Source organism: Halodesulfovibrio sp. MK-HDV, assembly GCF_009914765.1.
Taxonomy (GTDB): Bacteria; Desulfobacterota; Desulfovibrionia; order Desulfovibrionales; family Desulfovibrionaceae; genus Halodesulfovibrio.
Map to the genome: position 1 here is coordinate 67404 of NZ_WYDS01000010.1, position 26062 is coordinate 93465.

General features: G+C 46.5%; 18 protein-coding genes, 1 tRNA gene and 1 pseudogene. 12 read left to right on the forward strand and 8 right to left on the reverse strand.

The features are described 5' to 3' along the window. Nucleotides 1–10 precede the first annotated feature (10 nt). From priA to ftsH, 7 genes are all read right to left on the reverse strand, one after another. Complete coding sequence (gene priA / locus MKHDV_RS09485; protein WP_160714648.1) at nucleotides 11–2377, reverse strand: primosomal protein N'; 2367 nt, start codon at nucleotides 2375–2377, stop codon at nucleotides 11–13. A 74-nt stretch (nucleotides 2378–2451) separates the two neighbouring features. Beyond that, nucleotides 2452–3315, reverse strand: coding sequence for a UTP--glucose-1-phosphate uridylyltransferase GalU (gene galU / locus MKHDV_RS09490; RefSeq protein WP_160714650.1), 864 nt, complete (start codon nucleotides 3313–3315; stop codon nucleotides 2452–2454). An 11-nt stretch (nucleotides 3316–3326) separates the two neighbouring features. Then, nucleotides 3327–4679, reverse strand: a complete 1353-nt coding sequence (gene glmM / locus MKHDV_RS09495) for a phosphoglucosamine mutase (protein ID WP_160714652.1) — start codon at nucleotides 4677–4679, stop codon at nucleotides 3327–3329. Nucleotides 4680–4862: 183 nt separating this feature from the next. Further along, a complete protein-coding gene (locus MKHDV_RS09500) occupies nucleotides 4863–5765 on the reverse strand; it encodes a YbbR-like domain-containing protein (protein WP_160714654.1) in 903 nt (300 codons plus the stop codon). Nucleotides 5766–5768: 3 nt separating this feature from the next. Beyond that, complete coding sequence (cdaA, locus tag MKHDV_RS09505; RefSeq protein WP_162859851.1) at nucleotides 5769–6518, reverse strand: diadenylate cyclase CdaA; 750 nt, start codon at nucleotides 6516–6518, stop codon at nucleotides 5769–5771. Between the two features lie 34 nt (nucleotides 6519–6552). Next, nucleotides 6553–7410: a dihydropteroate synthase gene (gene folP / locus MKHDV_RS09510; protein WP_160714658.1), complete on the reverse strand. Its 858-nt coding sequence runs from the start codon at nucleotides 7408–7410 to the stop codon at nucleotides 6553–6555. Nucleotides 7411–7412: 2 nt separating this feature from the next. Then, nucleotides 7413–9446, reverse strand: a complete 2034-nt coding sequence (gene ftsH / locus MKHDV_RS09515; RefSeq protein WP_160714660.1) for an ATP-dependent zinc metalloprotease FtsH — start codon at nucleotides 9444–9446, stop codon at nucleotides 7413–7415. Between the two features lie 215 nt (nucleotides 9447–9661). On the opposite strand from ftsH, the gene MKHDV_RS09520 reads away from it, so the two are divergent. From MKHDV_RS09520 to MKHDV_RS09575, 12 genes and pseudogenes are all read left to right on the forward strand, one after another. Next, nucleotides 9662–9755 (forward strand) — tRNA-Sec (locus MKHDV_RS09520). 1100 nt (nucleotides 9756–10855) lie between these two features. Continuing rightward, nucleotides 10856–11632: a DUF169 domain-containing protein gene (locus tag MKHDV_RS09525; RefSeq protein ID WP_160714662.1), complete on the forward strand. Its 777-nt coding sequence runs from the start codon at nucleotides 10856–10858 to the stop codon at nucleotides 11630–11632. Between the two features lie 43 nt (nucleotides 11633–11675). Then, a pseudogene (locus MKHDV_RS09530) lies at nucleotides 11676–12870 on the forward strand (sulfite exporter TauE/SafE family protein). A gap of 104 nt (nucleotides 12871–12974) precedes the next feature. Further along, on the forward strand, nucleotides 12975–13667 hold the full coding sequence (locus MKHDV_RS09535) for a hypothetical protein (RefSeq protein WP_160714664.1): 693 nt from the start codon (nucleotides 12975–12977) through the stop codon (nucleotides 13665–13667). A gap of 68 nt (nucleotides 13668–13735) precedes the next feature. Next, nucleotides 13736–14716: a phosphate/phosphite/phosphonate ABC transporter substrate-binding protein gene (locus MKHDV_RS09540; protein WP_162859852.1), complete on the forward strand. Its 981-nt coding sequence runs from the start codon at nucleotides 13736–13738 to the stop codon at nucleotides 14714–14716. Further along, a complete protein-coding gene (locus tag MKHDV_RS09545; protein ID WP_160714668.1) occupies nucleotides 14706–16754 on the forward strand; it encodes a nitrogen regulation protein NR(II) in 2049 nt (682 codons plus the stop codon). Before MKHDV_RS09540 ends, MKHDV_RS09545 begins: the two co-directional genes overlap by 11 nt. Nucleotides 16755–16910: 156 nt before the next feature. Beyond that, entirely contained in the window at nucleotides 16911–17276 is a 366-nt protein-coding gene (locus MKHDV_RS09550; RefSeq protein WP_160714670.1) for a response regulator, read from the forward strand. 210 nt (nucleotides 17277–17486) lie between these two features. Next, complete coding sequence (locus tag MKHDV_RS09555; RefSeq protein WP_160714672.1) at nucleotides 17487–19934, forward strand: PEP/pyruvate-binding domain-containing protein; 2448 nt, start codon at nucleotides 17487–17489, stop codon at nucleotides 19932–19934. Beyond that, a complete protein-coding gene (locus tag MKHDV_RS09560; RefSeq protein ID WP_160714674.1) occupies nucleotides 19931–21082 on the forward strand; it encodes a dual specificity protein phosphatase family protein in 1152 nt (383 codons plus the stop codon). The genes MKHDV_RS09555 and MKHDV_RS09560 overlap by 4 nt, the downstream gene beginning before the upstream one ends. 414 nt (nucleotides 21083–21496) lie before the next feature. Then, on the forward strand, nucleotides 21497–22135 hold the full coding sequence (locus MKHDV_RS09565; protein WP_160714676.1) for an NAD(P)/FAD-dependent oxidoreductase: 639 nt from the start codon (nucleotides 21497–21499) through the stop codon (nucleotides 22133–22135). 170 nt (nucleotides 22136–22305) lie between these two features. Then, on the forward strand, nucleotides 22306–23778 hold the full coding sequence (locus MKHDV_RS09570; RefSeq protein ID WP_160714678.1) for a DNA-3-methyladenine glycosylase 2 family protein: 1473 nt from the start codon (nucleotides 22306–22308) through the stop codon (nucleotides 23776–23778). A gap of 35 nt (nucleotides 23779–23813) precedes the next feature. Next, complete coding sequence (locus tag MKHDV_RS09575; RefSeq protein ID WP_160714680.1) at nucleotides 23814–24656, forward strand: isocitrate lyase/phosphoenolpyruvate mutase family protein; 843 nt, start codon at nucleotides 23814–23816, stop codon at nucleotides 24654–24656. Between the two features lie 136 nt (nucleotides 24657–24792). Here the strand turns inward: MKHDV_RS09575 and MKHDV_RS09580 are convergent, their stop codons facing one another. After that, nucleotides 24793–25698, reverse strand: a complete 906-nt coding sequence (locus MKHDV_RS09580; protein WP_160714682.1) for an isoaspartyl peptidase/L-asparaginase family protein — start codon at nucleotides 25696–25698, stop codon at nucleotides 24793–24795. Between the last annotated feature and the right edge of the window lie 364 nt (nucleotides 25699–26062).

The following is a 26062-nucleotide window of genomic DNA, read 5'->3' on the forward strand; positions in this document are numbered from 1 at the left end:
ACTTAGCTCCTCACAACATATTCACAGGATCTATATCCAGAGAAAGCCTGAGTTTTGAACCACGCGGCACCGCATTGCGCATCGCGTAATAGAGCGTTCTAATACTTATCCAGCTGTCAGACTTCAAAGTCCACTGGAAACGCTTTCTACCACGCAAAATAGGCAGCGGTGACGGAGTATGTCCCAACACTCGCACATCGTGCTCTTTACCAAGAGCTCTTGCGACTTCAGTTAACGAACCTACCCACTCCATCCCTTTATTCCAGTCCAACGGATAGCTGGCACGGATAAGCGCTAATTTAACGAATGGAGGGTACTTACGTTTACGTCTTCGCTCAATTTCCTCTGCATAAAATCCATCATAATCTGCACTACCAACAAATTGCCAACAGTAGTGCTCGGGGTCTCGTGTCTGGATAAGCACACGCCCTGCCTTTTCGCCGCGGCCTGAACGTCCGGATGCTTGAACAAGCAACTGAAATGTACGTTCCGCAGCGCGATAGTCAGGAAGATTCAGCCCGAGGTCGCCATCAGCTACAACTGCAAGAGTCACGTTTGGGAAATGATGCCCCTTGGACAACATCTGTGTTCCGACCAGCACCTGCGCTTCCTGATTTGCAAACGCATCGAGAATGCGCTGCATTTTCCCGGGACGACGGGTAGAATCTCTATCCAAACGTAAAATTTTTGTATCAGGCGGAAGAATCTCTGCCAAATGCTCTTCAAGCTTTTCCGTACCTTCCCCCATAGGAAGATAATGAAGCCCTTTGCATTTGGAACATACAACAGGATACGGAACTGAGTATCCGCAATAATGACAGAGCAAACGTTCACGCTCTTTATGATATGTAAGCCCTACTTCACAATGCGGGCAACGTGCAACATGTCCACAATCAAGGCAATACATCAACGGAGAGTAGCCACGACGGTTCAACAGAATAACAACCTGCTCGCCGCGCTCTACAGTTTCCCGTATTTGCTTTTTACACTCTGGAGCAAGAATTCCGTCTGCACGTTTCAAGTTTTTAATATTCAACAGCGAAACTTCAGGAAGTCTACCTTCGCCAGCACGCTCCTTCATCACACTCATGGAAACAGCCTGCTGTTTTACAGCATGAAATGTTTTCACATCTGGTGTTGCCGAACCAAGTAACAGCAATCCATTGCTCTGCTGTACGCGATAATATGCAACTTCTTTTGCCTGATAAACAAGGCCTTCGTCCTGTTTAAACGAAGTATCATGCTCCTCATCCAGAACAATCAGTCCAAGCTCCGGCGAAGGTAAGAATAGCGCGGAACGTGTCCCCACGATAATGCAGGGAGCAGTACGGTCTGCCAAGGTACGAAATGTTTTTTCTCTTTCCGCAGGAGACTGATAGCCGTTGTAAAAAAAGCATTCCTGAGAAGGAAAACGACTACGGACAGCATTTTCAAGTCTACAAGCCAGAGCAACTTCCGGAGCAAGCAACATCACAGAACGGCCTTTCGCTAAAGCCTCTGCTGCCAACTCTAGATATACGACAGTCTTGCCGCTTCCTGTAATGCCATAAAGCAATGCCGATTTAGGGCTTGCAGCATGCATCAGCTGGATAAATTCATCGTGGGCAGCTTGTTGCTCAGGCAATAAAGTGAATCCTTCATCTATGTCAGAAAAACATTCACTACTTTCATCCTGACACACTTCACACGCTCCCTCTTCACGGGAACCAATGCGAATCAGCCCTCGTTCGGCAAGCGTATTCAAAGCTGATGAAATGCCGGAACCTAGGTCCTTAAGCATACGAGTTCGAGAAAGCATGCCCTTCTCGTGTAAATACTCCAGCACTTCAATCTGGCGTTTAGCAGAAGGCCGCACTGACCACGGAGGATCCACGAGGAGACTGCACAATTCCTGTTCGTCTGCATCAAAGGTACTGTCCAGAACTTCGACATCATTGCTCGCCCATAGCGCACCAATGACAGAACGCTCTGCATCGGTCATTTTTGCAATATCACGCATAGCGACAGTTCGAGGTCTGCCACCATCAAGCACACGAAGGCGAAGTTTGGAAGTACGAAGCCCAGCAGGCAGTAGTCCGCCAAGTACTTCACCTTCTGTAACCATATGCCGCAAAGCAAGCTGCTTAACCATGACAAGATATTCAGGTCTAAGCAGAGGTTCACGTTCTGCTGGCCACAGGCAAGCTTTCAGTACAACGCCTTTTTTTACAGAGCTGTCATCATCGATAGAAACAACGATTCCTGCCCGAAGCATTCCTCCCTTACCCAGCGGTACAACTACACGCTGGCCACATTTCCATACAGAATCATCAAGCCATGCCGGTGCGGCGTAGCTTAGCGTTGCGTACGGAGGACTTAAAAGAGAAATAGCGAGCATTGTTCATTTTCCTGAAAGTAAAAAAGGCGATCATAAAGACCACCTTTTTGAATTCTTACTTCTAACCACATTCCCTAAGGCAACAGTGGTTTTAAGTGCTTGATAAGATCATCACGGATAGACTCATCCTGCAAAGCAAAGTATATATTTGCTGCAAGATATTCTGTCCAGTTACCAGCGTCAAAACGCATACCGCGCATTTTTACAGCCAACAGGCCGCGTTCTTTAGCAACGGTTCGCAAAGCGTCTGTTAACTGAATCTCTCCACCTGCACCTGCTTTTGTTTTTTCAAGAGCCGGGAAAATATCTGGAGTCAACACGTAACGACCAACGATTGCCAGACGGGATGGAGCATCCTGAATTGCAGGCTTCTCAACAAGATCAGTGACGCGATATGTACCAGGAGAAATTTCTTCTCCTGCGACAATGCCGTAACGGTCTACTTTGTCCGCTTCAACTTCCATCACGCCAACAACTGGTAAATGCTCGGAGGCTGCAACCTGTATAAGCTGCTTCAATCCGGGCTCCATGCCAAAAATAAGGTCATCGCCAAGCATTACGCCAAAGGCATCTTCATTGATAAGATCTTTAGCGCATAACACAGCGTGTCCCAAACCAAGCTGCTCTTTCTGGCGAATAGAAATGATATTCGCCATACTTGCTACTTCTTGCACGACACGAAGCAACTCTTCTTTTCCAGCGCGTTGTAATAAACCTTCAAGCTGAAGGTTTCTATCAAAATGATCCTCAATAACTTTCTTTTCGCGGTTGGTAACGAAAACAACATCATTAAGGCCGGATTTGATAGCTTCCTCTACAATGTACTGAACAACAGGCTTATTGTAGATAGGTAACATTTCTTTCGGGATATTCTTGGTAGCAGGAAGAGAACGGGTTCCCCAACCAGCAACAGGGACAACTACTTTGCGAATATTCATAAAATTTCCACTTATACTAAATTCTTTTGTGCAGACTCAGCAAGATATGAAGCCAGGCGTTTAACCAGTTCATCATCTTCACCTTCAACCATTACGCGACAAAGAGATTCTGTACCGGAATACCGTAGCAGCACTCGCCCTTTATCACCCAATTCATTCTCAGCTTTCTTAACATCTTCAAGCAAAGCCGGACACTCCTCAAAAGGAACCTTACGCTCTACGCGGACGTTAATAAGTTCTTGAGGGTATAGTTCAAGCAATCCTGCAAGGCTGGAAAGCGGCTTATCTTGTTGACGCATAATACGGAGCAACTGAAGTCCTGCAAGCAAGCCATCTCCAGTTGTACCATAATTCGTAAATACCAAGTGGCCAGACTGCTCTCCCCCCATAGTTGCCTGCGTATTCCGCATGGCTTCTACTACATGGCGGTCACCAACGGGAGTGCGCAATAAGCGGCCTCCCTGTTCACGCATGAATACTTCAAGTGCCATATTACTCATCACAGTGGAAACTAGAGTATTGTCCACAAGAGAGCCGGAGCTTATCATGTCGTTAGCACAAATAGCCATTATCTGATCGCCATCAAGCACTGTACCATGCTCATCACAAACAATCAGCCTATCAGCATCACCGTCAAGCGCCAGCCCGATGTCGGCACGCGATTCACGAACTTTTTGTGCCATTACTTCTGGATAAAGAGAGCCACAACCTTTGTTAATGTTCACCCCGTTCGGGCTAACACCAATAGGTATAACTTCTGCTCCAAGTTCCTCAAGAACCAGCGGGGCAACTTTATAGTTCGCGCCATTGGAGCAATCAAGAACGATACGTAGACCTTCCAAAGAAAGGTTCGTCGGAAAGCTATTCTTCAAATAGACAATGTATCGACCTACAGCATCTTCAATACGCTTTGCGCGTCCAACTTTATCTGGAGCTGGGTAATCCCACTGATGATCAGCATTAAGAACCATATCTGTAATGGTATCTTCAACAGAATCAGCAAGCTTGTAGCCACAAGAATCAAAAAATTTAATGCCGTTGTCTTGGTATGGGTTATGCGAAGCAGAAATAACCACACCCATGGTTGCGCGCATGTTTCTTGTTAAGAAGGCAATGGCTGGTGTAGCCATTGGTCCAACAAGGTATACGTCCATACCTGCAGCACAAAAGCCTGCAGTCAGAGCATTTTCAAAAACATATCCGGAAAGGCGGGTGTCCTTTCCGATTACAACTCTATTCCGTCCAGTTTCAGTTCGGAAAGTGGTTCCCGCAGCAAGTCCCAAGCGCATGGCGACTTCTGGAACCATCGGGTACTGATTTACAGTGCCACGCATTCCATCCGTTCCAAACAAGCGTCTTCCCATGGAAGCTCCTGTTTTTTTATTTAATTGAAATTTATAAATGTAGGGCTTGTACGCATAGCAGCTATAACAGCAATCAAAGAAGTATTGCGCGCACAACCTACAACAGTTTGATTAAACTCAAGTAACGCAGAACTGCATTATTATCAACGAAAGGAGGATACTGAGAAATGCCACCTGACTAAATTATTTCGTAGAAACAGTCACAGTTAAGGTTTCTGGATCTGTGCCCACAACCTTAACTTTATCGGGTAGCTCCAGTCGGTAAGGCAGCTTATATTCTCCGGGAGTTATGTCTTCCGGAAGCTCCAAGATAACACGAACTGTGTCGATGAGTGCGCTGTTATCCTTTAAAGAATCAGGCACTTCAATCGTCACTTTCACAGCAGGTTGATTGAGAGTGATGTCAAAACCGGCTCTAGGAATAACTATAACATCCCGAACAATTGTCCGCTTTTGTGACAACATTCCAAGAATATAAGTTACTTCGACAATTGCAGGAGTCGATTTCGCTCGTAAAGATAAAGAAACGGTACCATCAAGAGTCACACTTCCAGGCTCTTCGGCTTTAGGTGCCGGCGTAACAGCCTCCACATCACTAAGTGCCGCAAGCTCTGAATCGGGACCAAGCACCGTAACAAACTGCGGGGTCACAGAAGCTGACTCCACAAACAAGTCCAGAGGCAATTCTCCTGACCAGCGTGGTACGACAGGTAATATCTTTTCTACAAACCTGTCTACTTCCAAGGTAAGGCGCGACGGACGGACTTCCACCACATCAAAAGCCTTACCAAGCTGAATGCCGCTAGCTTGAACTGGCAAAACATTCAGTCCCGGACTCACCTTAGAGAGGTCTAGAACATAGGTCAGTTTTCTATCAGTAATCGTGCGAACTAGACCTTTAGGGCCACGAACTCGGATTTCAATTTCTGGTGGCAATCCGCTAAGCAGCGTGAGGTTTTTAGGCATCCCTTTTAATTCTACGGATGCTTTTTCCCAAATTTCAACTTGCTCACGACCAGAGATGACAACCCATAAACAGGAAGCCATAACAAAAGCCAAAAGTAAGTGACGCCAGCTTACACTCATGGATTACCGCTCCAAGAGATTACGTAATACACGTTTAAGACGAGTCTTATCAAGATTACTGGTCAATCGGCCGTTTACAGCCACAGTAACATCACCACGTTCTTCAGAAACAACAACTGCAATAGCATCTGTTTCTTCCGTAATACCAAGCCCCGCTCTGTGCCTTGTGCCGTATTCCGGTCTGTCCTGCTCGCCAACGGCAAGAGGCAAAATACAACCAGCAGCAGCCACACGACCATGGCTAATAATCACAGCACCATCGTGTAACGGAGCCTTTACCTGAAAAATTGTTACAAGCAGTTCTTTCGTCACAGTGGAATCAAGCGGCACACCACGTCGAACCACATCGCCTAAGGCTACATGATGTTCGAGCACAATAAGAGCACCGACCCGACGCTTCGCCATGTTCATAGCAGCGCCGATAATCTCATCAAGGAAAGAGTCCTCAACTTCCGTTCTTTTAAAGAAGCTGCGCGCTCCCATATTAGAAAGCCCACGCTTGATGTCATCCTGAAACAGAATCACAACCACAAGGAAGAAGGAGCCAAGGAACTGCTGTAGAATCCAATGCAGTGTGTAAAAACCAAAATATTCAGAAAATGCAAAGACAGCAATAAGCAGCAACAGACCATAGATTGCCGATACCGCACGCGTCCCCCTTATTACTATCATCACTTGATAGAACAAGAGCGTTACGAGAGCGATATCTATAGCATCACGCCATGTTATGCTTATATATCCCAATGTATCCATTGAAAACACGCTATCTACCTACCTCTAGCTATTGTTAGCTACGGAGTGCTTCTGCAAGCAAAAGAGTTTCATGTGTTTTAGCAACGTCATGTACTCTGTGCACCACTACCCCTCGATACGCGAGGATAGCGGTTGTTGCCTGTGTACAGTTTTCACGTTCACCTGTGGGCGCTCCGCAAACCTTTTCGAACATGGATTTATTAGAAATACCGGCCATCACCGGAAATCCAAGGGTCTGGAAGCGATCAATATTCTGTAAAATTGTCAGATTGTGCTCTACCGTTTTCCCAAAACCGACACCTGGATCGATCATAATACGAGATTCCGGTAGACCAGCATCGGTTAATTCTTTCAGCTTACGGTCAAAGAAAGCAAGGATATCATCAACTACGTTACCATACGTTGGTGCTACCTGCATGTTATCAGGTTTTCCCTGACTGTGCATGAGAACATAGCCAGGTTTATACTGACCGACAACATCCTTTAGTTCCGGGTCAAATTCAAACGCGGAAATATCGTTAATGATATGTGCTCCCGCTTCAAGCACGGCAGCTGCTGTTCCAGCTTTATACGTATCCACAGAAACAGCCCACGGCAGCGCATCGTCTGAACAATCTCCGAGCACACCTTCAACAATAGGCAGGACTCGTCTAATTTCTTCTTCGAGTGAAACAGGGTCTGCAAAAGGACGGGATGACTCTCCGCCGATATCCAGAACATGTGCCCCTGCTGCGGCCTGCATACGCGCGTGCGCAATGCCCGCCGCGACTGAATTATATTCTCCGCCGTCATGAAATGAGTCGGGTGTCACATTAACAATGCCAAAAATACAAAAAGGGGCAGGGCCTATGGACCTGCCCCCTCGTACTTCCCATGAAAACGGGGTGTTCATTACTACTTCTTCTCTTCAGAAGATTCAGAAGTAGTTTCCGGTGCTTTCTTTTCTTCCGGTTCTGGAGTCGGTGCAGTTTGCTCCTGCCCTTTCTCTTCAGTTCCGAGAATAAAGTCTTCAGAATCTTCAGCAGATTCTGGCTGCTGTTCTCTATATGCAGCTGCTGCCTTTGCAAAAGCATCTGGAGCATCTGCTGGATTTTCAGCCGGAGCGGCATCCTTTCCATTCATGTCTTCTAGAGGAGGAAGCTCTTTACCTTCAATAAGCAGATCAATATCTGCACCTGTGATGGTTTCACGCTCAAGCAATGATGCAGCAATCTTCTCAAGAAGTTCCATGTTGCCTTCAATAAGCTCACGAGCAGCAGAACGTGCTGATTCCACCATACGTTTTACTTCTGCGTCAACAAGGCGTGCTGTTTCATCACTGTAGTTGCGAGACTGATTCCACTCACGACCGATAAAGACTTCTTCGCCTTGCTCGCCAATATTGAGTGGACCGATTGCTTCAGACATACCCCATTCACAGACCATCTTACGAGCCATTTTAGTAGCACGTTCGATGTCGTTGCCTGCACCGGTTGTAATGTCATTAAAGATAATCTCTTCAGCCACACGACCAGCAAGAAGAACCACGAGGTTTGTTTCGAGGAAGCTACGGGAGTACCCGTAACGGTCTTCACCCGGGAGCTGCATGGTAACACCAAGCGCGCGACCACGAGGAATAATAGATACTTTATGAACAGGATCAGCTTTAGGGAGAAGCTTAGCACACAGAGCATGACCACCTTCGTGGTATGCGGTTATTTTCTTCTCGTCTTCGCTCATAACCATGCTGCGACGTTCTTTACCCATAATGAGTTTGTCTTTGGCCTGTTCGAAATCGAACATGTTAATCTGGTCTTTATTTTCCTTAGCAGCCTGAAGAGCCGCTTCGTTAACAAGGTTTTCCAGATCAGCACCGGAGAAGCCCGGAGTACCTTTCGCAATGACTTCCATGTTCACATCACCAGCAAGCGGAGAACGGCGTGCATGCACTTCCAGAATACGCTTACGGCCTCTAACGTCCGGTACAGGTACGGTTACCTGACGGTCAAAACGACCAGGACGAAGTAATGCAGGGTCAAGTACATCAGGACGGTTTGTAGCAGCAATGAGGATTACACCTTCATTGGACTCAAAGCCATCCATCTCTACCAACAACTGGTTAAGGGTCTGTTCGCGTTCATCATGACCGCCACCCAGACCAGCGCCACGCTGGCGACCAACTGCGTCGATTTCATCAATAAAAATAAGACATGGTGCATTCTTCTTGCCCTGTACAAACAGGTCACGAACACGAGATGCACCAACACCTACAAACATTTCCACAAAATCAGAACCGGAAATAGAGAAGAACGGAACCCCTGCTTCACCTGCTACAGCACGTGCGAGCAATGTTTTACCGGTACCCGGAGGGCCCACGAGTAAAACACCTTTCGGAATACGTCCGCCAAGGCGGGTAAACCGTTTAGGGTTAGACAAAAAGTCAACAACTTCACTAAGTTCTTCTTTCGCTTCATCAATGCCAGCAACATCAGCAAAGGTAACCTTTGACTGATCCTGTGAGATGAGCCTTGCACGGGAGCGACCAAAGGACATGGCCTTGCCACCGCCGCCTTGCATTTGGCGCATGAAGAAAATCCATACACCGATAAGGAGTAACATAGGAAACCATGATACAAGCAAGGTCATGTACCAAGGTGAATCTTCTTTTGGCTCGGCATTAACAACAATACCCTTACCTACGAGGCGATCTACGAGTTTAGGATCGTCTGGTGCATAGGTATTTACAACGGTACCGCCATGTTCTTTGGCGAGAAGCTTTTGTCCTTGGATAGAGACTTCTGCAATGTCGCCTTTATCCACCAGCTCCAAAAACTTTGTATAGCTGACTTTTGTCTGCGAGTTTTGTGGCTGGCTGAACATGTTAAACAATACAACCATGAGTAGGGAGATGACAGCCCAGAGAATCAAGTTCCGGGAAAACTGGTTCAAGGTATTTTACCCTCCGAAGTTAGGATCGGATTTAATTTACTTGCTCAAATGTATTTTCTTACTCGAACTTTTATTTCTAATTACTCAAACGCGATTTGACAATGGTTGAAACGCTCTTTTTCTAAATTACATTGAACTTTATCCTAAAAGCATCTTAATCTTGCGCCTTAAAGGCTTTCCTGCTAAAAACCCCACTGTCAAAGAAAAACAGATGTGGAAGCGTTTCGTCACCGGTGTGGCGTCCGGTCTTCAAAACCGGTGTAGGGCAGTGATGTCCTAGGTAGGTTCGACTCCTATACGCTTCCGCCACGCACTTACAGCCCTGCTTTTGCAGGGCTTTTTTTTATTTAAAAAAACAAAAACCTGCGTTGATGTTCAATAGCTGAATAAAATCACCACATTCCATTCAAACACTCCTTAGCAATCAAGCGCGTGTGCAACAACATATCTCAGTTCAACGCCTGCCACACAGTCCTTTCAAGCACTCACTGCGCTCTATTAAGACTCGCCACTGGTTCAATCTGTAAACCAGCAACCGCCATCACGCAAACATTACCCGAAAACACTCGTTCCGAAAGCTAGAATTTTTATCACAAAAATTATTAATACCAACGTAGCATGTTCAGAAAACAAAAAAAACCTCTCATCAGACTTTAACGACTCTCTAATGAGAGTTCTAAATACACTCATTCTATAAGCCGACGTTCCCAACTTCGAACAGATCCATCTGAAGAGTTTAGCCACCATTCAAACCAACGGAGGTTCAAGATGGCGTTCAAGCGACCAATTACCATTCCCTGAATTTTCAGAGGACGACATGAAAAGCTCAAAGACAACATTAAACACCCACCTGAAGGATCGCAAAGCAAAAAACCTCCAAGCGAACCTTCCATGCCATTAAAGAATCCTACAAAAAGTTGAGTTCCTATTTATATAGATAACCACCAGCCTTTCCCAAACTGATCGTCCTGCACACGCAGGGCTTTTTATTGCACTCTCTTCTACCCACACATCCCAAGTTTCCAGTCATGAAAAAAGTCACAAACTCACTCTTTACTGTACGCAAAACGAGAATCTTTTCGTTACAAGCACAAGCAAATATCAATATTCGAGAAAAAACATCTGAAAAGCGCATCCTATGAGTGTTTGCTTATATATACGTTTAAAATGTTAATTACTTAAATTAAATGAATTTATTTATTATTTTGTGAATTAAATCACAAAATATTGCACTTATAAAGACAAAATGGGCACTTTGCTTGTGAATTAATGTGACTTAATTCTTTATTTCAGTTTTTATTGCTGGTTGTAGGGCCCATTGGTAATTCCACCCTCAGATAACAACAAGCTCAACCACCAAAACAGGTGGAATGACTGAATCTTCACAAGAAACAAATGGGAGAAGAATCATGTCCGTAGATTTTAAAGAAATGCAAGCAACTTTGATGCGCGAAATGCGCTTGTATCATTACCCTATCGCCGTAAAATTTTTCTACGACCAGGCTGACGTAGACAAGTACCTCGAAGAAAACGAAGTGCATGTACCTATCAAGCCAATGACTTACTGTCAGTGGGAAATCGCTGCACGTATGAAAGGTCAGAGCGTATACGCTACTAAAGAAATGCTCTCCTGCTCCAATGCTCATTACAGCTTCGGCTGGAAAGGTCTTGATGATGCAGAAGTAAAAAGCCACGCAAAATACACTCGTAACCCTGAACAGGCTAGACGTTTTGTGGAAACAAAAACTCAGATGCCTGAGGGTATGATTGGTATCGCGGTTATGCCGCTTGCCAGCGCAACCGAAACTCCAGACGTTGTTCACTTCTATGTAGATAACATGCAGGCATACCACCTTGCTGTTGACTACATGGCAGGCACAGACACTCATCCGCTTCGCCCTGCAATCACCATGAACTCTTCAGCATGTGGTGGTACTGCTTACTCTTACGTTGCTAACGAATTCAACATGGTTCCTGCATGTTCCGGTAGCTACAACGCCGGTAAAACAGAACGCGGCGAAATCAACGTTATGATTCCGGGCGAAAAGATGATCGCAACTTACGAACGTCTTCTCGAACGTATCGAAGATCTCGGTAGTTCTTCCATCACCAAACCTGGCGACGGCTTCCCGGGTCAGGATGTATGTAAAAACTGTCCGCTCATCATCTTCAAAAAGAATAAATAGTCTTTGTAATATATCGGAGCGGTACGCACATACCGCTCCTCTTATGGAACGCAATTTACGTGAGGAGGTACACGTTGTTTCCAGCAAACGTAATTGGGTAAGTCTTACCCTACTCGCTGCAGCTATTCTGCTTGTTTTTTCTCAGCCCGCATTGGCTGACCGCCTTTCTGATGCAATTAACGCTACCCCAAAAGGTACTGGCGTTGGCGAAATCAATACTTCTGCTGCTACCGGCTTCTTAGGCATTCCGGGCGCACCATCTGTTAACCTCGTCATCGGCTTCTTCTGGGCTATCTGGGTTGGTTGGATTTTCTCTACTGTTGGCGCATTCGGCGGCATCATGGCTGGTGTTGGTCACATCACCATCTTCGGTTTTGGTGACTACGCATCCAGCTTTAAAAAAACAGTCCCCTGTACTCAACAAACTGGTAACTGACTCCATCCGAGTTTCTAACCAGTGGCTTGTTGGTACTTCCGCGGGCATGTCATCTTTCAACTACTTCAAAATGGGCCGCCTTGTACTCCCACTGGGTCTTTCCCTCGCAACCGGCTCCATTTTGGGTTCTTACCTTATTCCTTGGCTCACCGCAGGCCAGATTTCCCTTAAAGCGTACATCGGCTACTTCGGCCTGTTCGTACTCTTCTTAGGCTGCTACCTGCTTTACGAAACCACTCCACGTGGTCAGGCAAACAAAAAACAGGCTAAAGAAGCAGCACGTGCTTTTGAAGCCACTATTAAAGAAGAACGCTCCGGCGCCGCTGTTGATACCTCTAGCCTTGGTGTAAAAGTTGTTTCTTTCGCTCCAACTAAATGCGTATTCACATTCTACGGCGTTGAATTCTCCTTTAACCCACTCGTACCAGTATGCGGCGGTTTTGTTATCGCTGGCCTTGCTTCCTTCCTCGGTGTAGGCGGCGGCTTCCTTCTGGTACCATTCCTTACAAGTGTTGCCGGTCTCCCTATGTACCTCGTAGCTGGCACTTCTGCACTGGCAGTACTCGTAGGTATGACCACATCAATCTTCACTTACATGGTAGTTAAAGATACCCCGGTATTCTGGCCTCTCATCGGTGTTGAACTCATTGGTGTACTCGTAGGTTCCTTTATTGGCCCACGCACCTCCAAGTACATCCCTGAAATCTGGCTCAAACGCCTCTTCATCTTCCTCGCCTTCTACGTTGGTATCCGCTACGCATCTAAAGGCTTCCTTGGAATAGCAGTTCTGCCTCCATTCTAGCCAACACAGCATTCATCGGGAACGAAGCACTCTTGCTTCGTTCCCGACATTACTAACAATTTGCACTTACGCAGATTGCGACATTTTTTTTTGAGAGGTAACGCATGGATATGCAGAGTATTTTTTTCGCACTCGACCCCTTCTTTATTGCCCCGTACCGTTGGATCAGTAATCCGGATATGGCTATATGGATGGGCTCTTTAGTGATGGGGCTCTGGTGCGTTTTTGCAGGAGAACTTTCATCCATCCTCATCTATCGTGTGAACAGAGCATATTATTCACGCCTTAATGAAAAGATGGTACATATGCACAACCTCTCCATTGAGGCTATTAAGATAAAGGATAAAGCCAACTTTAAGGCTGCAAACACATGGGCAAACGAATACTTTGGTAAAGTGTTCTTTGCACAGGCAGCATTTTTTGCGGTTTCCCTATGGCCTGTTCCTTTTGCTCTCGGCTGGATGCAAACACGTTTCACAGGTGTTGACATTATTAGCATTCCTATGATCTCTCTTGACTTCGGTAAGTTCAGCCTTACCAACCTAAGTACAGATTTTATATCTTCTACAACATTCACATTGGGATACGCTTTTGTACTCCTTACAAGCTATATTGCTTTACGATACCTGTTGTACAAAACACGTAAATTCATTCCTGTCCTTCGTAATATTGAAGCCATGCGTGAAGAAGATGCTGAACTTATAAGTGATCTCAAATCATGGGAAGAACTTAGTAAAGCTGCTCCAGCGTCTAAGCCAATACAGCAGACGAAAGAAAACACCGTTACTGCAGGATAGTCATCCTTATCTTAAGAAGAATAGGACACGCTCCTGTTCATTTATGAGGTCGTTACTTGAAACAGAAAATGTTGCGTGCACTTTTTTTAACATTCATACTCTGCATTCCCGTTTTTTTACAAGGATGCGGAGAAGAAGTCCCCGTTGTTAAAGTTGACTTTAGCAAACGGGAATCTGTTAAAGTTCCAGTACCGGAACCTGCAATAACCTACGCCTATTTACCTCAGTACTCCCACGAAGTTTCCTACGCTCGTCACAACCCGCTCATCCAGCATCTTGCTAAAGAAACTGGTCTGCCTATGCGTCAGGTTTTTCCTGATACTTTTGCAGAGCATGTTCGCATGGTGGAACGGGGAGAAATTGATATTTCTTTCTCCAATCCGTTTGTTTATGTGCAATTAACCAAATTGGGCTCCACTGCTTTTGCGCGTATCAAGGAACCGGATGGACGTCCGACATTCCGCGGCCAGATTATTGTACATGCACAAAACAAAGCAATTCAAACACTCGAAGATGTTATCGGTAAACGCTGGATTGCGGTTGATCCATACTCCGCAGGCGGCTACCTTTACGCGCTCGGATATTTTTTAGATCACGGCATCCACGCTCATAATTTTAGAGAAATTGCTTTTGCCCCCGGCCCGGGCGGTAAACAGGAAAAAGCCGCACTCGCAGTCTACGCCGGGAAATACGACGTGGCATCTGTTCGCGAAGGCGCACTTGATACTGTAAAAGATAAAATAAACTTGCAGCACATTCGTGTGCTGGCAGTGACTCCGGAATATCCGGGGTGGGTATATTCAGCCAGAAACGGCATGAACAAAGAGATCGTTTCAAAGATTGCAGAGGCTATGTTCAGACTTTCCATGGACATTCCCTCTGAAGCAGCAATCCTTAAAAATGCGCGCACCAGCGGTATCATTCCGGCCACAGATTCCGATTATGATGCTGTGCGTACTCTTATTCAGAAAATAGAAGCGGATAGAATTACATCAAAGCTTCAAGACGTACCTCCACTACCAGCGCAGCGGGTGTCAAATGCTGAATAAAATAAGCACAATGCGTTTTCGTACAAAACTTAATGCGGGAATGAGTTTAATCATCATTTCCCTTTCACTTATGCTTGCCGTTGTAGTTACCCAAATCGCAACAAACTCGCTCGTACACGAAACTAAACGACGCGGGCAGGTACTGGCGGATAACATCGCGCTGCGTACAACAAGCTCCATGCTTTCCGGCGATCTTTTGCAGATGAAGGAAATGGTTGATGAGCTACGCACTGTCGATAAAGATGTTGCTTACGCGTTCCTTGTAAACATCGACAACCAGATTCTGGCGCATACGTTTACAAACGGCTTTCCCGTTGATTTAAAATACGCCAACATTATCACAGAAGACGCCCAGCCTTCCATCCGCCTCGTTGATACCGGCTCCGATAAATTTTATGACTTTGCCGTCCCAGTTACAGCTGGAGGACTCGTCATCGGACAAGCACGTCTGGGACTATCCAGAAGTCAGGTACAAAGCGTTGTTAACGGGCTTATTCTTACCATCTCTATCGTTACCGGTATCACACTGATCATCAGTCTTGCCATCTCAACGCAGTTTGCACACAAAATCACGTATAGACTCGGGATGCTCGGCAAATATGCTGAAAGCATTGTCCGTGGTGAACTCAATCTAAACCAGACCTCCGGTCTCAACAGAAACTGTTGGGAAGTCTATAAGTGCGAGCAAACAGAATGTCCGGCTTACGGCAATACAGACAGGCGATGTTGGCAATTTGGCGACACGCTGTGCACAAACTACTGTAGCAACAAGTCCGCACGTGATTTGGATAACTGCGAAGAGTGCCCTGTTTTTGCCAGAAACTCCGGTGATGAAATTCATGAACTTGCAGAAACATTCGATGTCATGTCTCTTTCGCTGCGAGGACATATTGCTGAGCTTGAAGAAGCTAAAACTGATCTGACACAGCAGCAGGAAATTTTACGTACCATCTTTGAATCCAGCCCTGACCAGTTGTCTTTAATAGACAAGGACGGCACATATGTTTCCGTCAATCAGGCGTTTGCATCCTTTGTAAGTAAATCCAAAGAAGCGATTGTCGGTAAAAAGGAATACGAAATTCCTTCATTGTTAAATACAGCCGACACTCTTCAGGAAACAAAACAGATAATCAGCACAAGCAAACCTGTTAACCGTGAAGTGCGTATCGTACTGGAAGACGGTTCACGAAAATGGTTTAACGTGCTGAAGGTTCCTGTGCATGATGAGCATAAAAACTCTATCGGAGTTCTCGGCACAGCCCGTGATATCACGAACGTAAAAGATTACCAGAACCAGCTCATTCATTCACAGAAGCTTGAATCCATTGGTAAACTGGCAGGCGGCGTTGCTCACGAAATCAACACCCCGCTTGGCATCATCCTTGGATACTCACAGCTATTACAGGAAGATTTTCCTGAAGATGAGCAGGTACATAAAGATTTGATCGTGGTTGAGAAGCAGGCAAAATTCTGCCGCAAAATTGTCGCAGACCTGCTTGATTTTTCACATCAGACAAAAAGTGAAAAGAAAGAAATGTGCTTCAACAACTCCATCATGGAAGTTGTTCAGCTTGTTCGACACGCATTCAAACTGGATAATGTAGCCATCATCCCACATCTGGATGACAGGCTTCCTATTATCTATGGCAATCCTGAACAGTTAAAACAAGTATGGATGAACCTTATGTCTAATGCTATTGAAGCAATAGGTCATAATGGTGTGATTAATATTCACACCGAACTTGATATTAACGTCGGAACCATAACCGCATGGTTCTCCGATTCCGGTACCGGCATTGCGACGAATGACATCGACTCAATTTTCGATCCATTCTTCAGCACAAAGCCCGTAGGAAAAGGAACGGGGTTAGGTCTTTCAGTTTCGTTCGGCATCATTCAGGATCACGGCGGACGAATTTCTGCCATCAGCCCAGCTTCCAAACGTTTACTGGAAGACGATGCTACCCGCACAGAAAACTGGGGACCGGGAACATCCTTTAAGGTTGTTCTTCCGTTAGATGAAATTGGATACGAATAATCTATCTGAATCATACAAAACGTCGAGAATTGCTAACTGGCGATGCTATTCATTAGCAGCTTCTTATACAATTCTCACAACGTTTTTTGCATACAGTCTGAGCAGCAGGTGTTGTCCTGCTGTCTGCGCTTACCTTACGCTAACAAGGAAATAGCTATGGCAATAATCATGGTACTCGATGATGTTATTGACGCAGGCATTCTCATCAAACGCATTTTAGAACGCAAAGGGCATTCTGTAATGGTTTTTACAGATGAAGAAGAAGCCCTGACCTTTGCCCAGCAGGACACGCCCGACCTTGCGATTCTAGACATTAAACTGCGCAAAATGACCGGAGTAGAAGTTTTGGCAGAACTCAAAACTCGTTCACCTAAAACACAAGTCATCATGCTTACAGGGTATCCGACACTGGAAACCGCTCGTGAATCTCTCAAACTTGGTGCTAATGAATACTGTGTAAAACCAATCGATAAAGAGGAACTGGAAAACAAAGTACAGGAAGTACTCGCCGCGGCGTTGTAAACAACGCGGGTACGTTCTGTAGAACGGGCAAACACTTCGGGATGATGTAAACCAACATCCTACTCCCGAAACACTCTCTCCGGTTGCGCGAGAGTTTTCATCTTTGCCCGTTCCCCCTAAAAGTATTTTCCTGCGCACTGTATGTACAGCTGCGTTCTTTCCCCTTTCTATCGGCTTGAATTTTAAACTTACACAGAGTTCAGAGGGATTATGTTTATCACAGAGCTATTTAAGCACTGGACATTCCGGGCGTTTGCTCCGGGAACTCTTTTGCGCACAAAATACAATGCCTTCAAAGAACTCTTACGACTCGACGAACGCTGTCTGGAACACATAGCTGATCTGGAAGAAATTCATTACGGCCGCGAGCAGGCAGACTGGACACGCGTTGTATGGCTGACCGAAGAGCTTGGCCGTGATATCCGTAGCCTTATCGAACAGCTACAGCTTATGAGCCCTGTAAAGTACATGGACTTGCAGGACTACGCCACAAAACTCAACTTCTATGTTCGCATGGGAGTAAGTGTGGAAGAGCCACACATTGAGCCACCTTTCGTATTCACACTTCCTGAAGCACAAGACATGCTTGAAGCCGCTGGCGGCAAAGCAGCAAACCTTGCACGCATCAGTTCCGAAAAAGACATCAATCTTCTTCCGGCACGCGTCATATCCGCCCATGCATACCATTATTTTGTAGAAGTAAACGACCTGCGTGAAGAACTGGATAAACGCCTGAGTGCTATTTCTCTTGCAGATGCCGCAACGCTGGATGAGCTTGCGCATGAAATGCAGCAACTCATTCTACAGGCAGACATGCCCGACCCGATTGCTAACGAGATTGAAATTGCAGCTCTTGAGCTTGGTAAAAACGGCATAAAGCTCGCAGTGCGCTCCAGCGCAGTTGCAGAAGATGGAGCAGCCTCTTTTGCCGGACAGTACTCTTCAGTCCTCGATGTGACAGCGAATAATATTATTCAGGCATGGAAAGAAGTTGTCGCGTCCAAGTACACCCCGCGCGCAATCGCATACCGCATTATGAATGGCCTTGCAGACACCGAAACACCGATGGCTGTTCTTATTATGCCGATGGTAGACGCAGTATGCTCCGGCGTTGCCTTCTCTACTGCTCCAGCAGAACATGCTGCACATTTGGATGAACCGGCAGTCGCTGTGTACGCAACTTCAGGAATCGGTGAAAAACTGGTTTCCGGCTCCGTCACAGCACAAACTACCTTCATCAGCAAAGCTGAAAAGCCACGCATTATTGAAAAAGCAGCGCAGAGTGTTGTTCCTGCACCGACGCTCAAACGCATCGCAGCCCAAGCGCAGCAGCTTGAAACATTTTTCGGGGAACCGCAGGATGTTGAATGGGTCGTAGACCATCGCAGCAGAATTTTTATCGTACAAAGCAGACCTGTACCGCATAGCAGACGTCCGCAGCAAACAGAATGCCCAGCACATGACTTACAGGCTCTTGATACCAACAAAGAATGTGCTTCCATGGGCATTGGTAGCGGCAAAGTGCGCGTTGTAGCAAACTGTCAGGATATTACAGAACTACCGCACGGAACCATTCTCGTAACACGAGGGTTGGGGCCTGTACTCACACGCGTTATTCATCGCCTTAACGGTGTAATTGCAGAACGTGGCAGCGCGGCTAGTCACTTTGCATCAGTCGCACGTGAATTCAATGTACCTGTCCTTTGCGGTGTCGAAGATGCATGCACTCGCTACACAAACGATCAGCTCATTACTGTAGACGGCACAACAGGATCAGTCTTTGACGGCGTACTGCCTGAATGTCATCAGGAAAACATAAAACCTCAGCAAGGCGTTATTCCGCGTCTTGGCAAAGTTCTGCCACGTATTGCGCGTCTGACATTACTAGATCCTTCATCCGAATCTTTTGCTCCTGAATATTGCAAATCACTTCATGATCTTGTCCGCTTCGTCCACGAAAAAGGTGTAGAGGAAATGTTCTCCCTTGTGGACAAATCAAGCCGCGGTCTTTCCGGTTCCCGCAAGCTGCAAACACACCTGCCACTGAGCATGTATGTATTGAACCTTGATAAAGGACTCTTCCATTCAGCGGCTGGCAAAAAGGAAGTGGAACAAAGCGATATTGCCTCCGTTCCTATGTGGGCATTATGGTTTGGTCTTTCTTCAGAGCTGGTAACATGGCATGATGCGCTTCCACATTTTGACTGGGAACACTTCGACAAAGTAAGTGCCGGTATAATCTCAAAAGATTCACCGCTTCTGGCAAGCTATGCAATAATCTCTGATAACTACATGCATGCCATGTTACGGTTCGGCTATCACTTCTCAGTTGTGGACTGCATGTGCGGCGACAAAGACAGACAAAACTACATCCGCTTCCGTTTCATGGGCGGTGGTGGTAAATCGCACCAGCGCACGTTACGACTTGATTTTATCGAACGTATTCTTTCCAAAAACAACTTTGCCATAGAGCGTAAAGGCGACATGCTCAATGCACGTCACGGAATGGAAGAAGAGCACATTATCCAGCAGCGCCTTGCTCTGCTAGGGTTGCTTCTTGCCAAAACGCGTATGCTCGACATGCGTCTTGAAGAAACGAGCGACTTAGACGCCCTTGAAAAAGAATTTTTCAAAGACCTCGGGAGCCTTACCTATTGATTGACCCGCGCCCGCTTATTACACGCATACGCACTAGCGCTTCGCACATTGCCTCCAGCATGTTGCAAGCCGTTTCGTATACAGCGCCTCCCAGTGCCTCGGATCACCCATCATTTCCGGTGCACTGGGTTTCCTCGCGTCTTGCGCTTGGCCCAGCGCCCAGCACACAACGGCATTTTACGGCAATCAAAGAACAAAAAATATCCTGTATTCTCAACCTATGCGCAGAAATGAAAGAACTGCCAGCATTGGAAGAAAAAGCAGGATTTGAAGTCTATTTTCTTCCCATCGAAGACGAAGAAGCACCAGAGCTGGAACAACTCGATAAGGCTCTAGACTGGCTCGACGAACAACTCTTCCTCGGCAAGCACGTTTACATTCATTGCAGACACGGCATAGGCCGCACCGGAACCGTGCTCAACGCCTACCTTCTTCGCAGAGGGCTAGGACACAAGCGCGCGGCAAAAGTACTGCACAAACTTCGTGCAGAGCCGACAAACTTTACTCAGTGGCGCACCGTACGAAAATACGGAGCACAAAATGCTCAACTCAAAATCAAAACGCCTACTCTAGAGTTTGGTGAAGACACCGCCATGTCTCTTGAGCCATTCCTTACTGACTACCATCATCTACAAGAAAGCATTGATGACCAGCTACAGCTGCACCAGATAGATTCCCTATGCGGTAAGCTCGACAATGCATGTTGTCACACCTGCGTACCGCTCACGCTTATCGAATCTCTAGCGCTCGCGACGCACCTGAACACGTCCATCCCAAGTGCTGCCCGTGCGGACATTATCGAACGAGCCGCTGAGGCAGTTCGTCATGAAAAAGAAAACGCCGAAGGGCTCTCCGGCACATTCTGTCTATACAACACATCTATATGCTGTCCGCTCCTGAAAGATGGCACATGTCTCTTATACGAATATCGCCCCCTGCGCTGTCGTCTCTTTGGCATCACTCCAGAGTTAGACTCAAAAATATGGGAAGATATTCTTCACAGTCCGCTCGAACATCTTTCGTCACAAGTCTATCTGACCCTGACGAGTACCCTGCCCGACCACACAACGCTCATGTTTACCATTCCGGAAGTTCTCTCTGGAAAGTACGTACAGCGCCTCTTTTCCTTTTTGAAAGCTGCAAAATAATTTGCAGAATATTTGATGAAAACACAAGAGTGTCTGCGGCATTTTGACTTTTATTGCCTCCGGCGGGTGTCTGCGACGCCTTGGTTTCTGTTGCCTCCGGCGGGCAAGGGGCCAGCCCCTTGCATCCCTGCAAGAGGTACGACCTCTTGACTGCGATTAGGCGTTACAACACGGAATGATCATCCCAACTTCGGCTTATTGATGTTTTATCTCATAAAATAACGTTCTGTTATGCCAAGCCATTGCCTACTCAACCACTCTGCTTCTTCGTAACATACTGTTTTTATACAAGTCAGTTCGTGACAAAAATCATTATCTAATTCTCTCTTGCCCAAGGTAAAGCTGTTTTGCTATTTGAATCCATTGCTACAGATCGAATTAAATTTTCCGTATCATCATATATTGGAGTCAAAAATGGCAACATTACCTGCAAGCGCACTTATTCAGCGTGATAAAGAAACATACCAGATTCGTATTACTCCACCATCCGGTGTTGTAACCGCAGACGAACTTCGTCAGCTCGCAGATGTTGCGGACAAATACGAAGTACCTCTTCTCAAAATTACTTCCGGTCAGCGTATTGCGCTTTTTGGTCTTAATGAAGAAGACATGGCAAAAGCAGCTGAAGAAGTACCATTCCGTATTGGTGGTCACTACATTCAGGCTTGCCCTGGTACCGACTGGTGTAAAATGGGTCAGTGCGATTCCTTAGGACTCGGCCAGACCCTCAACGAAAAAATCGGCACTCTCGCAACCGCTGCTAAAATTAAAGTCGGCGTTTGTGGCTGTCCTATCGGTTGTTCCGAAAGCCACATCCGTGACATCGGCTTCATCGGCGGCAAAAGCGGCTGGACCATGGTAATCGGCGGCAACTCCGGCTCCCGTCCACGCATCGCTGATACTCTCGCAGAAAAACTCACCACCGAAGAAGCTCTCGACCTGCTCGATCGTTTCCTTACCCACTACAACGACACTGCTAAGAAAAAGCAGCGCGTAGCACGCTACGTTGAAGAACACAGTATCGAAACCATCCGCGAAGCAATGGGCGTTTAGCTCACAACGCATTTTCAAAAAAAACGGATGCTCTATCACTAGAGCATCCGTTTTTTTATGTCCTAGCCGAAAACCGCTTGCACCGACTAATATATGAAGTACCGTATAGTCAGCTTTTCATCACGCAACCCGCCAAGAGGATGCTCTCCCAAATGCCACAGGTGCCACAGATGACGAATACGACGAATATGACGCAGGTAACGCAAACAGAATACAGCCACGCCCGAACCACAAAAGATAAAAACTTTGATGGCGTTTTTTACTTTGGAGTAAAAACGACAGGTATTTTTTGTCGTCCTTCATGCCCTTCGCCCGTGGCAAAAGAAGAAAATGTACTCTACTTCTCTTCTTTGTTTGAGGCTCTTGATCAAAATTTTCGTCCCTGCAAACGGTGCAGACCTGATATTGAAGTAGACTACTACACGGGCAATCCTACCGGCACCACCACCGTGCACGCAGCACTCCACAAAATTTACAATGGGTACCTAAACTTTCATTCTGTTGCAGAGCTTGCCGCCGCCTGTTCTCTTTCAGAACGGCATCTGCGCAAACTCTTCATAGATAATATTGGCATTCCGCCCAATAAAATTGCCCGCTATCATCGAGCACTTTTTGCACATAAAATGCTGCAATATTCTGATCAGACAATTACAGATATTGCTTTTGCGTCCGGCTTCGGCTCCACGCGGCAATTTAATGATGTCTTCAAATCAGTATTCGCAATAACACCGACAGCGGCACGCAAAGGACTACCAACTGTTGATAGTAGCCCTGGATGTACCAGAGTCCTGTTGCCGTATCAAAAGTCATTCAACTACAAACAGATTCTGTCATTCATGGAACCGCGCATTATGCAGGGTGTAGAAACTGTAGTTGATGGCGTATACAGTCGCACCTTTCGCATCAACGGCTCGCAAGGTTTCTTCACCGTCAGTGATAAGCCGAAGCAAAACGCACTCGGATTATGCATTCACTGCGACGACATTCGCTGCACGATGCCTGTCTATAACAGGGTTAAGCGCATGTTCGATCTCGATATCGACGCAACACGCATCAACGAAATTTTTAATGCAGACCCGCTGCTCTCAAAAGGAATGATCAACGGACATATTCCGCATCTACCTGTGGCGTTCGATCCGTTTGAATTTTCAATACGCGCAATTCTTGGTCAACAAGTCTCCGTCAAAGCAGCGACAACCATTGCAGCCAGAATTGCCGCAAAAAATATGGTTAAATGCCCTTCACAGTATCGAGAGGGATTGCTCTACTTTTTCCCTACACCAAAGGAACTGGCAGAGCTTGAACTGGACGACATAGGACTCACCCGCACCCGCGCCAACACCGTAAAGAATGTTACCCAAGCTGTGCTTGAAAATGCCGTTTCACTCAGTTCCGCCCAGACATTTCAAGAATTTCATGATGCATTCATTCAAGTAAAAGGCATTGGTGAATGGACAGTAAACTATGTCGCTATGCGCGGATTAGGCATGATAGATTGCTTTCCTGCAGCGGACCTTGGCGTTATTAAAGCACTTGCAAAAGACGGCAACATGCCATCACCCAAAGAGTGCCTTGCAATAGCCGAACAATGGCGTCCTTACAGAACGTATGCCACGCTCTGCCTTTGGAACACGTTAGGATAACCTATTCACTTTCTCACCACATCAGGACTTTCCCCATGAACACGCAACAACAGCAAGCCGCACGTTTTCAAGAACTCCACACTCGCGACGCACTTTTTATTCTTCCCAACGCATGGGATGCAGGTAGCGCTAAAATTTTTGAAAAAGCTGGGTACGAGGCTATTGCGACCACAAGCGCGGGCATCGCCTACTCTCTTGGATACGCTGACGGAGAGATCATCACTATGGACGAGTTACTGCCTGTGGTACGTCAAATTGCAAAGCGCACAACAGTTCCGCTTTCTGCAGACATAGAGCGTGGCTATGGCACAACTCCAGAAGAAGTCACAGAAAATGTTCGAGTAATTATCACCGCTGGGGCAGTGGGAATTAATATAGAAGATGGGTATCCTGCCGCCGCAACGCACGCAGAATCATATTTGGAAGAAACAAACACGCAAGTCGCAAAGATTGAGCAACTTGCTGCGCTTAAAGATGAACTAGACATTCCTTTCGTCATCAATGCGCGCACCTGCGCATACTTGCTCGGCATTGGAGATAATGACACTCGTCTTGATGCCACCATCGAGCGTTGTAACTCATACGTCGCTGCCGGAGCTGACTGCATATTCATTCCCGGAGGACTCGATAAAGCGACCGTAACAGCGCTAACAAAAGCCATCGCCGCACCGCTCAACATTCTTGCCAGTCCTGCATTCAACGATATTCAAGAACTACAAAATATCGGAGTTCGCCGCATCAGCCTCGGCTCTGGACCAGTTCGAGCAACGTACGCCGCGCTTATGGATATAGCCAGTGCGGTTCAGAACAAGCACGATTTAAGTGCCCTCTTCTCGCATCCATTTTCGTACCAAAAAGCAAATGAATTTTTTGGCTAATCAACCCAACAGCCTTTCTTATTAGCTCAAAAAACTGTGAGGATACTTATAACAAAGTATCCTCACAGTTTTAAAATACATAATTATGGCTTAACCAGCCGCTAGGCACAAAAGCTTATTTGTCCATATGAAAAACTTATTTGCCCATATGAACTGTTGTATAAATAGTACCATCCGGTAAAACATACGCGTGTGCCATATGATCTGTGTTGTGATAAATTCCGTAGTTACCGTCTTTATCCAACAAGATAATGCCTGCATGGCCAGCAACTCGACGATACAACATGTTGATTGCTTCAGTAGCAGCCTCTGTTGCATCTTGGTGTTTCAAGTACTCACAAGCTTTGGAGCACATAAGTGTACGGATAACGCCTTCACCAAATCCTGTGCAGGATGCCCCGCCAAGTTCGCTATCAGCGTAAAGCCCCGCGCCGCAAATTGGAGAATCACCAACTCGTCCAGGCAGCTTGTACGGAGTGCCGCCAGTGGATGTTGATGCCGCTATATTACCATCTTTATCGATAGCAACCGCGCCCACAGTACCTTTCGGCATTGGAGCAAAAGCATCATGCGTTGAATATCCGTCCTGACTGCGAAGCTTTTCATACAGCTGCAATTCACGCTCAACAAACAAGTCACGTGGATCACATTCTGCCAGTCCCTGTTCGCGAGCAAAACGTTCGGCACCTTCTCCGATCAAAAAACAAAATTCTGTTTCCAGAACCTTACGTGCTATGTCGACCGGCGTCATAAAACGACGCACACCGGCGACTGCACCAAAATTTAAGTCACTGCCGTCCATGATGGAAGCATCAAGTTCTATCTGGCCGTCTGCATTCAAGACCGCGCCACGACCCGCGTCGAAAGTTTCATCCTTCTCAAGAACATTAATAGCAGCCTGAACAGCATCAAGAGCACTCGCACCCTGCAACAGCAAAGGATAGGCTGCCTCAACAGCACTGCGGCACCCGTCAAGGTGAGCTTGCTTGCGATCGTCCGGAATTGTCCATGCACCACCGTGAACAATAATTTTCGGTTCCATTACTTTATCACCTATTTTTTATCGGTGATGCCTCCGGCGGGCAGGGCGCCGCCCTACAACCCGCAAGGGAGGTCACCCCCCTTGACCCCGAATAGGGGTATCTGTTGCCTTACATACTTAACAACCTCTACTCGTACAAAAAAATTGGTGCAAGAACTTCTGACGTACAACCCGCGACAGTGACTTCTCCAGCTGCTCTTCACTCACAGATGTTAAAGAACAACACCTCATAGTCAGACAAACTACTCTCACTTAATCGCAGTCGAGAGGACGTTCCTCTCGCGGGGATGCAAGGGGCTGGCCCCTTGCCCGTCGGAGACAAAAAAACTCAAGCGTCGCAGACTCGCCGAAGGCACAACCAGTC